We start from the raw sequence: 11,995 nt of genomic DNA, 5'->3' as shown, positions 1-11,995 counted from the left end.
TCGATGTCACTGCCACTTGAGGGACGGGCCGCGGTCGTCACGGGCGCCGGGCGCGGGCTCGGCCGGGCGGAGGCGCTGGAACTCGCCCGGCTCGGGGCCGCCGTCGTCGTCAACGACTACGGACAGCCCGGCCGGGACGGCTCAGGCGAGGCGTCGGCCGGACCCGCCGAGGAGGTCGCCGCGGAGATCCGAGCTGCGGGCGGCCGCGCGCTCGCGCACACCGGCGACGTGTCCGACCACGAACAGGCCCGGGAACTCGTGGAGTTGGCGATCACGGAGTTCGGACAGTTGGACATCCTCGTCAACAACGCGGGCATCCTGCGGGACCGGATGGTCTTCTCCATGTCCGAGGACGAGTGGGACTCGGTGATCCGCGTCCATCTGAAGGGCCACTTCAACACGACCCACTTCGCCTCCGCGCACTGGCGGGCACGGTCCAAGGCGGCGGACGCGCCGGTGTACGGGCGGATCGTGAACACGTCCTCGGAGGCGTTCCTCGCGGGTTCCGCGGGACAGCCCAACTACGCCGCCGCGAAGGGCGGGATCGTCGGGCTGACGACCTCGACGGCACTGGCACTGGCCAAGTACGGCGTCACGGCGAACGTGATCTGCCCGCGGGCCCGTACGCGTATGACGGCGGACGTGTTCGCGGGCTTCCAGGAACCGGGTCAGGGAGAGGACCGGGGTGAGGGCCAGGAGGCCGAGGGGCGGCTCGACCCGCTCGCCCCCGAGCATGTCGCACCGCTGGTCGGCTACTTGGCCTCGCCGGCCGCGGCGCACGTCAACGGCCAGTTGCTCGTCGTGCACGGCGGGATGGTCGCCGTGGTCGAACGGCCGCGGGTGGCGGCGAAGTTCGACACCAAGCAGGACGCCTTCACCTACGACGAACTGGACGCGCTGCTCACTCCGCACTACGCGGACCGGCCACGGAGGGAGACGTTCGCGGCGGCGGAGGTACTGGCGTTGCAGCACGAGTGAGACACGGACCCGATCCCGATTCCGATCCTGATCCCCCATGCGGAACGGCCCCGCCCGACGAGTGTCGGACGGGGCCGTGTCGTGTCGCGGCCCGTGGTGTGGTCAGGCCCCTGTGTCGTGCTGCTCGGCCGGCCTGCGATGCCGGCCACGGGGGATCGCCCCGTCCTCCTGCGCGGAGACGGGCCCCCGGTGCCGGCCCTGGCCACCGTCGTCGCCGGCCTGCGCCGACGTCCCCCGCAGGTCGGCGGCCGCCGTCTCCATGGTGTTCGTTTCGCTCATCTGGAATTCACCCCGTCAGCAAGATCCTTCGGTACAGCGCCGGAGATTCTAACGGTCGCTTGTGACCGACCCGAGGGGTGGTCGGGCCTACTCGCTGGTCACTTCGCGGGGCCCGAGAGACGGGGCACCCCCGGCACCCACCCGAAGCGCACGCAAGTCCGCCGGCGCCTCACAACTGACCCGCTCCACACACAACGGCTGCACGGCCCCGGGGGCGGCGTGCTGCCGGACGCGTTCGGAGAAGGGGGGAGGGGGGCTGGGTTGCGTACGGGGTGCGCTGGGCGCGCTGGGTGCACGGGGTGTGCCTGCGGGGCCGGGGCCCGGGCTGGGGGAGGGGGAGGGGTGAGGCCCGAAGCTGGGCGCGGGGCCTGGCCCGGCCCCGGAGCCGGACGCAAAGCCGGAACCGGCGCCCCTGCCCGGGGCCTCGTCCGCTACCCCGCTGCGGGCGACGCCCGTCACCACGGACCGTCCACCCTCCGGCGTCCAGTCGGGAGTCCCGCCGGGGGCTCCGTCTGGCGTCCAGTCCGGAGTTCCGCCTGGGGGCTCGCCCGGCGTCCTGCCGTGGGCTACGCCCGCCATCCTGCCCGGATTCCCTCCGGGCGTCCCGCCCTGGGCCTCGCCCGACGCCCCACCCCGACTTCCCTCCGGCGTCCCGCCAGGGGTTCCGCCTGGGGGCTCGTCCGGTGTCCTGTCGGTGGCCAGGCCCGGAGCCGGGCCGCGAGCCATGTCAGGAGTCACGCCCCGGCCTCCCTCGGGAGCCCTGCCGTAGGTTCCGTCCGGAGCCTCGTCCGGCGTCTCGCCGCGGGCTGGGCCCGGAGTCGCACCGAGAGTTCCGTCGGGAGTCACGCTCGCTCCCGCCGATGCCCAATCGAGAGCTCCGCCCTGGGCCCCGTCGAGCGTCCAGCCGCCCCGACTTCCCTCCGGCGTCCCGCTGGGAGTTCTGCTCGGGACGGCATCAGCTGCCTCGCCGCGGGCGGGCCCCGGAGCCGCGCCTCGGCCTCCGTCAGGCGCCCAGTGGGGAGTCCTGGCAGGGACTCGGCCCGTCGCCCCGCCCAGACTCCCTTCGGGCGTCCCGCTCGGAATCCCGCTCAAGGTCTCGTACGGTGTCCTGCCGCGGGCCGAGCGCGCCGCGCCGCCCGCATTACCCTCCGGAGCCGCGCTGCGAGCTACGCCTGACGCCGCACCGCGAGCTGCGTGCGGCGGCCCACCCCGGCTTTCCTGTGGCTCCCAGTCGGGAGCCCTGCCCGCAGCTTCGTCCGGCGTCCAGCCGGGAGCGACGCCCGCAGCCGCGCCCCGACCTCCCCCCGGGACCGCATCCGGAGCCCTGCCCCGAGTGCTCGACGGGCCCCGGTCGGACGTCTGGTCCGGAGCCCGATCCGGTGCTCCGTCAACTGGCCGGTCCAACGGCCGATCCGGCGTCCGGACCGGAGACCCACTCGGCGCCCCGTGCAACGGCCGGTCCGGAACCGGGTCCGGCGCCCGGTGTGGCCCCCCGTCCGGCTCCCGCCCCCTCCCCGCCGCCTGCGCCGCTCGGCGGCCTGCGAAGGCGTTGGCGACCATTCGGGCTGTCAGGGGTGCCTGTTGGAGGGGGACCGGGCGGGCCACCCCCGGCTCCGGCTCTGATTCCGGCTGAGGCTGTGGAGTCGACAGTCCCTGCGGTGCCTCCCCCGTGCGGGACGGGTCCTCCGTCCCGCACGGGGGAGGCACGACCCGTGCCACCCCGCACGGCACCGACCCCGTCGCGTACGGCAGTTGCAGCACCCCGTCCCTGGTCCACCGGCCGGCGCCGGTCAGCCACCCCTCCGGGGGCGGGAGCTGGTGGAGGTGGCGTTCCGTCGGGCGCCACACTCCGAGCCAGCTGCCGGAACCGTCGCCACCACTACCGCCACCCCTGTTGCCATCGCCGTCGATCCGCAGCGCGACCCCGCAGCTCTCCGGCGTCAGCACCAGACCCGGCTGGATCGCGAACGGCGTGACCGTGCAGCCGGCCGGCTGGAGGCACTCCGGGAAGCGGACCGGCAGCGTGCTCCCCAGCACACCCCAGCCGAGCCGCTCCTGCCCGGGAGAGGGCGCGTCCGAGCGGATCAGGAGCAGCCCGCTGTCCGCGTCCGCGAGCAGCAGCCGGTCATTGCTCTCCTCGGAGATCTGCAGCAGCGGCGACACCTCACCCCCGCGCTCCAGATCGACCACCACCGTCTTGGTCCTGCCCTGCGACTCCCGGTCCAGCGCGAGCAGCCGGTCCCCGCCGCCCAGCCACACCCCGCCCGAGCAGCGGCCCGGCACCTCCGCGAGATGCTCGGGCCCGAAGGCGCCGCCCGCCACCAGCCACACGGCGGTCGAACCCGGGCCCACGGCAAGGGCGTACGCCCGTGTGCCGCCCGGAGCGGGTGGCAGCAGCCGTAGCCGCGTGCCCGGTTCGGGGCACTCCACCGCGCCGAGGGGCACCTCGCCCGTCCCGGGGCCCGTCGGGTACAGCAGGGAGAACGCGTGCCGCCCGTCGGTGAACCGATGGATGAGCACCCGCCCGTCCGCCATCGGCAGCACCTCCGTACCGGGCTCCTCCGGCTGGTTGCCCGGCAGTGGCACGGCATAGGGCTCAGGGCCGTCCAGCGTCCAGCGCTCAGGGAACCAGGACTCGCCGCTGCGGGCCAGCCGGGCCGCGTACGCCCCGTCGACGGTGATCACGCACCCCGCCCGCGTGGCCCTTTCGTTGTCGGACGCCGCGGACTCGATCGCACAGGCCGCCATCGTTCGGTCACCTCCGGCCACGAAACTTAGTTTTCGCACGCACAGACGTGGGACCTGCGGGCAGCCCCTTCACACATAAGAGTGGCCACCTTCCGATTCACCTGAGGGAACGAGGGCGGGTGTGCTCGACGGGAGGAGAGGTGCTTGTGGTGAGGGCCGCCTGAGTACGGCCTGCGCCCCCACTGAGTGATCACCGGAGTGTGGCTGATGAGGACAACCCGCTCCGCAAGAAGCTCGGCGCGGTCGGGAGGGGACGGGCCGAGGACGTACCGGACGAGACCTGGTACCACGGCCTGCTCGGCGAGTAGTCCGGGACCACTCGCCGAGCAGGCCGTGGTACCGGCGGGCGGCACGGTGTCCCGCGGTCGCGGCTGGTCAAGTAACCCGCGACCGGTAGGGCACGGACACAAGGCAGGTAGCCTTTTGTTCGTGCCCCGTCTGTCTGAAGCAATCGCCGCGCTCGACGCCCTCTGGCCCCCCGGGAGCGCGGAGGCATGGGACGCCGTCGGGACGGTCTGCGGAGACCCCGACCAGGAGGTCTCCCGTGTCCTGTTCGCCGTCGACCCGGTCCAGGAGATCGTGGACGAGGCGGTGAAGCTGGGCGCGGACCTGCTGGTCACCCACCACCCGCTCTATCTGCGCGGTACGACGACGGTCGCGGCCTCGACCTTCAAGGGCCGGGTCGTGCACACGCTCATCAAGAACGACATCGCGCTGCACGTCGCCCACACGAACGCCGACCGCGCCGACCCGGGGGTGAGCGACGCCCTCGCGGGCGCGCTGGACCTGCGGGTCGTACGTCCCCTGGTGCCGGACCCCGCCGACCCGGAGGGCCGCCGCGGCCTCGGGCGCGTCTGCGAGCTGGACCACCCCGTCACCGTCCGCGAGTTCGCCGCGCGTGCGGCGGAGCGGCTGCCCGCCACCGCGCAGGGCATCCGGGTGGCGGGCGACCCGGACGCGCTCGTGCGGACCGTCGCGGTCAGCGGCGGCTCCGGCGACAGCCTCTTCGAGGACGTACGCGCCGCCGGCGTGGACGCCTTCCTCACCGCGGACCTGCGCCACCACCCGGCGTCGGAGGCCCGCGCCCACAGTCCTCTCGCGCTGCTCGACGCGGCGCACTGGGCCACCGAGTGGCCCTGGTGCGAGCTGGCCGCAGCCCAGCTCGACGAGATTTCCGACCGTCACGGCTGGGACCTGCGGGTCCATGTCTCGAAGACGGTCACCGACCCGTGGAACTCCCACTCCCCTTCACCTGGAGCCCCCAACTGAACGCCGCGCCCGCCGACCAGATCCGACTTCTCGACGTCCAGTCCCTCGACGCCCGCCTCCAGCAGCTCGCCCACAAGCGGCGTTCGCTGCCGGAGCACGACGAGATCGAGTCGCTGACCAAGGACCTCACGCAGCTGCGCGACCTGCTCGTCGCCGCCCAGACCGAGGAGAGCGACTGCTCGCGCGAGCAGACCAAGGCGGAGCAGGACGTCGACCAGGTGCGCCAGCGTGCCTCGCGCGACCAGCAGCGGCTGGACTCCGGTGCCGTCACGTCCCCGAAGGACCTGGAGAACCTCCAGCGCGAGATCACCTCGCTGGCCAAGCGGCAGGGTGATCTCGAGGACGTCGTCCTGGAGATCATGGAACGCCGCGAGTCCGCGCAGGAGCGGGTCGCCGAGCTGACCGGGCGGGTCTCGTCCGTCCAGTCGAAGATCGACGACGCGACGAGCCGCCGGGACGCGTCCTACGAGTCCTTCGACGCCGAGAGCGCGACGCTGACGAAGGAGCGCGAGGTCGTCGCGGGCTCCGTCCCGGCCGACCTCCTCAAGCTCTACGAGAAGCTCCGCGAGCAGCAGGGCGGCGTCGGCGCGGCCCGCCTCTACCAGCGCCGCTGCGAGGGCTGCCGCCTGGAGCTCAACATCACCGAGGTCAACGAGGTGAAGGCGGCGGCCCCGGACACGGTCCTCCGCTGCGAGAACTGCCGCCGCATCCTGATCCGCACGTCGGAGTCGGGCCTGTAGGTACCTGGACGCCGACATAGGCCGCCCCCGAAGTCCGACGCACCCCGTCCGCGCAAGGACCGCCGACCGCACCCCGGCCCCGTGAGGGGCGCGGGGAACGGCGCGCCCAGCCACGGCGGGCGGTCAGCTGATCGACACCCCGCGCTTCCGCGGCGCTGGGGTCGGCCCAGCGTCTCGGGCCGCAGACGATCGCGGCCCAGGCAGGGCCCCGTAAGGGGCGCGGGGAACGGCGCACCCAGCCACAACGGGCCGTCAGCCGAACGACACCCCCCGCACCGACCCCGCCGCCGAAGCGAAGGCCCCATGACCCGCCCCCCAGACCTAGGCACCCCCACCACCTTCGTACTCCTCCGCCACGGCGAAACCCCCCTCACCCCGCAGAAGCGCTTCTCCGGAAGCGGCAGCGGAAGCGGCGGCGCCGCCGCGAGCGACCCGCCCCTGTCGGACACCGGCCGGCACCAGGCGGAGCGCGTCGCCACCGCCCTCGCCGCGCGCGGCACCGTACAGGCCATCCAGGCCGTCGAGGCCATCGTGTCCTCCCCTCTGACCCGCTGCCGCGAGACCGCAGAGTTCGCAGCCACCCGGCTGGACCTGGACGTGCGGATCGAGGACGGCCTTCGCGAGACGGACTTCGGCGCCTGGGAAGGCCTGACCTTCGCGGAGGTACGGGAGCGTCACCCGGCCGACATGAACGCCTGGCTGGCGTCACCGGACGCCGCACCGACCGGCGGCGGCGAGAGTTTCGAGGCGGTCGCCCGGCGGGTGACGGCTGCGCGCGACAGACTGCTCGCGGCGTACGCGGGGCGCACCGTGCTGGTCGTCTCGCACGTGACGCCCATCAAGACGCTGGTCCGGCTGGCGCTGGGCGCCCCGCCGGAGTCGCTGTTCCGGATGGAACTGGCGGCGGCGTCGTTGTCGGAGGTGGCGTACTACGCGGACGGGAACGCGAGTGTGCGGTTGCTGAACGGGTCCGCGTCGCGCTGAGCGGTCGTCCGCGGGCCGTTCGCGCAGTTCCCCGCGCCCCTTAATGGGGACCGGCGTTTGTCAGCTGCGGGCCGGTGGGGGCTGGCCGCGCAGTTCCCCGCGCCCCTTACGGGGCCTGTGGGGGCCGGGCGCGCGGTCCCCGCACCCCCCACCCCCTCCCTCGCCGCGCCCCCTACCCCCGCAACCCCGCCGCCTCCCGCGCCAGACCTTCCACCCGGGCCCAGTCGCCGGCGGCGATCGCGTCAGGAGGAAGCATCCAGCTTCCGCCCACGCAGAGGACGTTCGGTAGCGCCAGGTACTCCGGTGCGACGGCCGGGCCGATGCCGCCCGTCGGGCAGAAGCGGGCCTGCGGAAGCGGCCCGGCCAGCGACTTGAGGTACGCCGTGCCGCCGGCCGCCTGAGCCGGGAAGAACTTCATCTCGCGCACCCCGCGCTCCAGCAGCGCCACGACCTCCGACGTCGTCGACACCCCCGGCAGGAACGGCACCCCGGACGCCTTCATCGCGTCGAGCAGCGCGTCCGTCCAGCCGGGGCTGACGAGGAAGCGCGCCCCGGCGGCCACGGAGTCCGTCACCTGGGCGGGGGAGATGACCGTTCCCGCACCGACCACCGCGCCCGGTACCCCGTCCGCGATCGCCCGTATCGCGTCGAGCGCGACGGGCGTCCGCAGGGTCACCTCGATCGCGGGCAGCCCGCCCGCGACGAGCGCCCGCGCCAGCGGAACGGCGTCCGAGACGTCCTCGACGACGACCACGGGCACGACGGGCGCGAGTTCGAGCACGGAAGAGGGCGACGGAGAGGAGGGCAGCGACGAGGGCGACATGCCCGTCATCCTGCCCTCAGTACGCAGCATGCGCAAAGGTCATTGCACATGCTGCAATGCCACTCACTCCGGCAGCACGTGCCGGGCTGCCGGAGCCGTCCCTTCAGTGCTCAGTGGACCTCGTCCACCAACACATCCAGCATCCACGGCTTGCCCGCGCCGACCGCCCCCGCCGTACCGCTTGCCCCGGCCGTACCGCTCGCCCCCGCCACCTCCACCACGTACCCGAGGTCCCGCAACGCCTCCACCAGCTCCGCCGGACCCGACGGCACGGCCCCCGTCTCCATGAGGCTCCGCACGATCCGCCCCTTGGTCGCCTTGTTGAAGTGGCTGACCACCTTCCGGGTCGGCGCGTGCAGCACCCGTACGCTCGCCGTACGCGCCGCGACCTCCCCCTTCGGCTTCCACGCCGCCGCGTACGCCGCCGACCGCAGGTCCAGTACCAGTCCACTCCCGGCGGCCTCGGGCAGCACGGCGGCCATCGGCGCACGCCAGTGCGCGCCCAGCGCCCCGAGGCCGGGCAGCTTGACCCCCATCGAGCAGCGGTACGAGGGAATCCTGTCCGTCACCCGGACCGCACCCCACAGCCCCGAGAAGACGAGCAGCGAACGCGCCGCCCGCCGCTTGCCCGCCGTGTCGAGCGACGCCAGGTCCAGGGCGTCGTACAGCACACCCGTGTAGATCTCCCCGGCCGGCCGGGCGCCCGAGGTCGGCAGCTCCGTGTTCTTGGCGACCTCACCGCGCAGACCCTCGCTCAGCCCGAGCACCTCGCGCGCCTTCTCCTCGTCGGCCGCGCACAGCTCGACCAGTTCGTCGAGTACCGCCTGCCGCGCCTCGGCGAGCCCCGGCAGCGACAGCGACTCCGGCTTCAACGGCGCGCCCCGCCCGGAGGGAGCCTTTCCTTCGGACGGCGGCAACAACACGAGCACGGCGGATCTCCCTGGGGCTTTCGGTACGTACGTAGAGCATCCGCCAGCCTACGGGGTGCCGCCCGCCCCACCCCGTCCTACGCTCGTCGTGTGCCCCGCCGCCAGATACGCGTGACCGGCGCAGCCGAGCCCCCGCTGCGGACCCCACCCCTGACCGCGCCGCGGACCCCGACCCCGGCCCTGCTGCGGGCCGCGCTGCGCACATTGCGCAACGAGCTCGGCGTACCCGAGGAGTTCCCGCCGGAGGTGCTCGCCGAGGCGGAGCGCGCCGCCCGCGAACCGAGGCGTGCGGGCGGCCCGCCCCACGACGCCACGGACATCCCCTTCTTCACGGTCGACCCGCCCACATCCACCGACCTCGACCAGGCGATGCACCTCTCGCGCCGCCCGCACGGCTACCGGGTGCGGTACGCGATCGCCGACGTCGCCGCGTTCGTCGTACCCGGCTCCGCCCTGGACGCCGAGGCCCACCGGCGGGTCACCACGCTCTACTTCCCCGACGAGAAGATCCCGCTGCACCCGCCGGTGCTGAGCGAGGGCGCCGCGAGCCTGCTCCCGGACGGGACCCGCCCGGCCGTCCTGTGGACGATCGACCTGGACGCGGACGGCAATCCCACCGCGACCGACGTACGCCGTGCCCTGGTCCGCAGCCGGGCCAAGCTCGACTACGAGGGCGTACAGAGGCAGATCGACGCGGGTACGGCCGAGGAACCCCTCGCCCTCCTCAAGGAGATCGGGCTGCTGCGCGAGCAGCGGGAGGTGGACCGCGGCGGCATCTCCCTCAACGTCCCCGAACAGGAGATCGTCGAACGCGACGGCACGTACGAACTCGTCTACCGCGCTCCCCTCCCCGCCGAAGGCTGGAACGCGCAGATCTCCCTCCTCACGGGCATGGCCGCCGCCGAGCTGATGCTCGCGCACGCCACCGGAACGGGATCCGGGACCGGAGTCGGCACCGGCACCGGCACGGGCACGGGCACCGGAACCGGAGTGGGCGCCGGCATCCTCCGGACCCTCCCCGCCGCCCCCGACGGCGCGGTCGGCCGACTGCGGCGTACCGCGTACGCGCTGCGCATCGACTGGCCGCACCACGTCTCGTACGCGAGCCTCATCCGCTCCCTCGACCCGCACCGCCCGCACCACGCGGCCTTCCTCCAGGAGTGCACGACGTTGCTGCGGGGCGCCGGCTACACGGTCTTCCGGGACGGAGCCGTCCCCGCCCTCACCACGCACGCCGCCGTCGCCGCGCCCTACACCCACTGCACGGCCCCGCTGCGCCGCCTCGTCGACCGGTACGCCTGCGAACTGGCCCTGGCCGCCGACGCGGGCGCCGCCCCGCCCGAGTGGGTGCTCGCCGCTCTCGACGAACTGCCCGCGCGGATGGCCGAGGGCACCCGCAGGGCGGGCCAGGCCGAGCGCGGCTGCGTGGACATCGTGGAGGCGGCCCTGCTCAGGGACCGCGTCGGCGAACTCTTCGACGGCACCGTTGTGGACGTACAGGAACGCGAACCCGGCGTCGGAACGGTCCAGTTGGAGAACCCCGCGGTCGTCGCCCGCATCGAGAGCCGGGACGGGGACGGCAACGGGACGCCGCTGCCGCTGGGGGAGCGGCTGCGGGTGCGGCTCACCCGGGCCGACCCGGGGACGGCGAAGGTGCTGTTCGCTCCCGCGTGAGCGTGGGCGTGGGCGTGGGCGTGGGCGTGAGGTCGCGTATCGCGCGGACCAGCACGTCGGACTCGTCGGCGTGGAAACGGATCAGCCGTACGTCCCGGGGGCGGCCAAGGAAGGTGAAGTGCCGTACCGGGGTGGCCAGTTCGAGGGTGATCGTGGTCTGCGCGGCCACCGCCAGATCCAGCCGGCCCTCGGTCCGCTCGTGCGTGGTGACCAACTCCCGCCGTACGGAGGCGATCGCGGAGAGCGGGACGCGCAGATCGACATGGGCGGCGCGGCGCACCCGCAGGACCGTGTCTCCGAGGACGTGCGGACGGGTCACGGACGCCGCGTACATACCGACGACGAGCAGCAGCGTGTAGATGTCTAGGGCGAACACGACGCGGTGCACGGCGGGATGGTTGCGCAGCAGCACCGCCATACAGGCGCTCTCCAGGACGCACACGAACCCGAACCCGAACATCATCGCGCCCTGCCCCCGGGCGTACCCGAAGGCCCGCCCCCGCGCAGATCCCGCCCCCGGCCCCGGCCCGAGGCCGTGCGGGCGCCGGGCCACCCACCGGACGATGCTCGTCAGCAGCCGCACCTCGTGCACGACGAGCCGCCGTACGACCCTCATAGCCCACGCTCCCCATGTGCGGACTCCCCATGTGCGGGCTCTACGTGTCCCGGCCCTACGTGTCCCGGCCCTACGTGTCCGGGGTCTACGTGTCCCGGCCCTACGTGTCCGGGCGCTCGCCGCGCCCGCCGCACCAGCAGCCGGATCGTGTGCAGGACCGCGGCGGACTGCGCGGGCGGGAAGTCGTCGAGGAAGGCACTCAGGAAGCCGCCGCCGCCGTTCGCCTCGGGCCCGTCCGGGCCGAAGTCGGCCGGGTCGAGGTCGGCCAGGCCCATGTCGGCCAGCGCCTCGTCCGGGAGGCACTCGGCGAGGGCGTGGGCGGCCTCCTCGACGCGCGGGTCGGCCGGGTCGGCGTCCGCGAGCGCGTCGAGCAGCGCGTACGCCGCGTGCGTCCGTTCCGCGGCGCCCGGCACATCGGCGGTGGCGCGCAGCGCGGACAGCAGACGCTCCCGGTCCTTCGGGGCCGCGACCGTTTCGAGGAGGGCGATCATCTCGCGGTCCTTGGCGGCGATGGCCGGTTCCGGGTGCCGGGTCAACTCGCCGAAGATGGCGGCGAGTTCGGGGGACACAGGACCTTCGACGGGCATCCGGCCCCCGTCGAGCAGGGCGCGCAGCCGCAGCCGCCTGGCCCGGATCGCCGCCTCCTGGCGCGCCAGGTCGTCGTCGAGTTCGGCGAGCACCTCGGCGAGGTCGCGGCCGGCGTCGTCCGCGAGGACGTCCCGTACCTCGGGGAGACCGAGCCCCAGCTCGGTCAGCCGCCTGATCCGGGCGAGGGCGACGGCGTGCCGCAGTCCGTAGTCGCGGTAGCCGTTGGGCCGCCGCTCGGGCTCGGGCAGCAGCCCGAGCTGGTGGTAGTGCCGCACGGTCCGCGTCGTGACGCCGACGGCCGCGGCGAGTTCTCCGATCCGCATGCCCTCAGTAGAAACGTTGACGTTGCGGCAAGGTCAAGCGAGCC

General features: G+C 73.8%; 8 protein-coding genes and 3 pseudogenes. 5 read left to right on the top strand and 6 right to left on the bottom strand.

The annotated features are described in order from the left end of the window. The first annotated feature begins 3 nt into the window (after nucleotides 1-3). The gene (locus IE278_RS34545; protein ID WP_189778312.1) at nucleotides 4-978 is read left to right on the top strand and encodes a 3-oxoacyl-ACP reductase; all 975 of its coding nucleotides are present in this window, start codon (nucleotides 4-6) and stop codon (nucleotides 976-978) included. A gap of 102 nt (nucleotides 979-1,080) precedes the next feature. Here IE278_RS34545 and IE278_RS34540 read toward each other — a convergent pair whose 3' ends face one another. Further along, complete coding sequence (locus tag IE278_RS34540) at nucleotides 1,081-1,257, bottom strand: hypothetical protein (RefSeq protein ID WP_189778419.1); 177 nt, start codon at nucleotides 1,255-1,257, stop codon at nucleotides 1,081-1,083. A gap of 1,569 nt (nucleotides 1,258-2,826) precedes the next feature. Further along, nucleotides 2,827-4,005, bottom strand: a pseudogene (locus IE278_RS42565) (hypothetical protein); the annotation flags it as partial. Nucleotides 4,006-4,434: 429 nt separating this feature from the next. Between IE278_RS42565 and IE278_RS34535 the strand changes: the two are divergent. The 3 genes and pseudogenes from IE278_RS34535 to IE278_RS34525 all read left to right on the top strand — a co-directional run. Further along, nucleotides 4,435-5,274 (top strand): Nif3-like dinuclear metal center hexameric protein, encoded by an 840-nt coding sequence (locus IE278_RS34535; protein ID WP_189778310.1) that lies wholly within the window; start codon nucleotides 4,435-4,437, stop codon nucleotides 5,272-5,274. After that, nucleotides 5,271-6,014 (top strand): zinc ribbon domain-containing protein, encoded by a 744-nt coding sequence (locus tag IE278_RS34530; RefSeq protein WP_189778397.1) that lies wholly within the window; start codon nucleotides 5,271-5,273, stop codon nucleotides 6,012-6,014. The genes IE278_RS34535 and IE278_RS34530 overlap by 4 nt, the downstream gene beginning before the upstream one ends. Nucleotides 6,015-6,326: 312 nt before the next feature. Beyond that, nucleotides 6,327-6,998 (top strand): annotated as a pseudogene (locus tag IE278_RS34525) (histidine phosphatase family protein); the annotation flags it as partial. A gap of 172 nt (nucleotides 6,999-7,170) precedes the next feature. Here IE278_RS34525 and eda read toward each other — a convergent pair. Then, nucleotides 7,171-7,851 carry a bifunctional 4-hydroxy-2-oxoglutarate aldolase/2-dehydro-3-deoxy-phosphogluconate aldolase gene (eda, locus tag IE278_RS34520; protein ID WP_373312168.1) on the bottom strand — a complete coding sequence of 227 codons (681 nt, stop codon included), beginning with the start codon at nucleotides 7,849-7,851 and terminating at the stop codon, nucleotides 7,171-7,173. A gap of 80 nt (nucleotides 7,852-7,931) precedes the next feature. Beyond that, complete coding sequence (yaaA, locus tag IE278_RS34515; RefSeq protein WP_189778301.1) at nucleotides 7,932-8,750, bottom strand: peroxide stress protein YaaA; 819 nt, start codon at nucleotides 8,748-8,750, stop codon at nucleotides 7,932-7,934. Nucleotides 8,751-8,840: 90 nt separating this feature from the next. Here yaaA and IE278_RS34510 point away from each other — a divergent pair, with 90 nt between their 5' ends. Beyond that, nucleotides 8,841-10,424: an RNB domain-containing ribonuclease gene (locus IE278_RS34510; RefSeq protein WP_189778299.1), complete on the top strand. Its 1,584-nt coding sequence runs from the start codon at nucleotides 8,841-8,843 to the stop codon at nucleotides 10,422-10,424. Here the strand turns inward: IE278_RS34510 and IE278_RS34505 are convergent. Together IE278_RS34505 and IE278_RS34500 are read right to left on the bottom strand one after the other, a co-directional pair. Then, complete coding sequence (locus IE278_RS34505; protein ID WP_189778296.1) at nucleotides 10,375-11,040, bottom strand: hypothetical protein; 666 nt, start codon at nucleotides 11,038-11,040, stop codon at nucleotides 10,375-10,377. The two genes, IE278_RS34510 and IE278_RS34505, sit on opposite strands and share 50 nt — an antisense overlap. Nucleotides 11,041-11,165: 125 nt before the next feature. Next, nucleotides 11,166-11,951 (bottom strand): annotated as a pseudogene (locus IE278_RS34500) (MerR family transcriptional regulator); the annotation flags it as partial. Nucleotides 11,952-11,995: the final 44 nt, after the last annotated feature.

Source organism: Streptomyces tauricus, assembly GCF_014650955.1.
Lineage (GTDB): Bacteria > Actinomycetota > Actinomycetes > Streptomycetales > Streptomycetaceae > Streptomyces > Streptomyces tauricus.
The sequence above is the reverse complement of the archived record's forward strand: the minus strand, read 5'-3'. Positions and strand labels throughout refer to the sequence as shown.

Bases quoted from the DNA above. Each gene is read 5' to 3' on its own strand.
- IE278_RS34505 (WP_189778296.1), bottom strand. From the start codon at position 11,040: ATGAGGGTCGTACGGCGGCTCGTCGTGCACGAGGTGCGGCTGCTGACG.
- IE278_RS34540 (WP_189778419.1), bottom strand. From the start codon at position 1,257: ATGAGCGAAACGAACACCATGGAGACGGCGGCCGCCGACCTGCGGGGG.
- eda (WP_373312168.1), bottom strand. From the start codon at position 7,851: ATGCTGCGTACTGAGGGCAGGATGACGGGCATGTCGCCCTCGTCGCTG.
- IE278_RS34545 (WP_189778312.1), top strand. From the start codon at position 4: ATGTCACTGCCACTTGAGGGACGGGCCGCGGTCGTCACGGGCGCCGGG.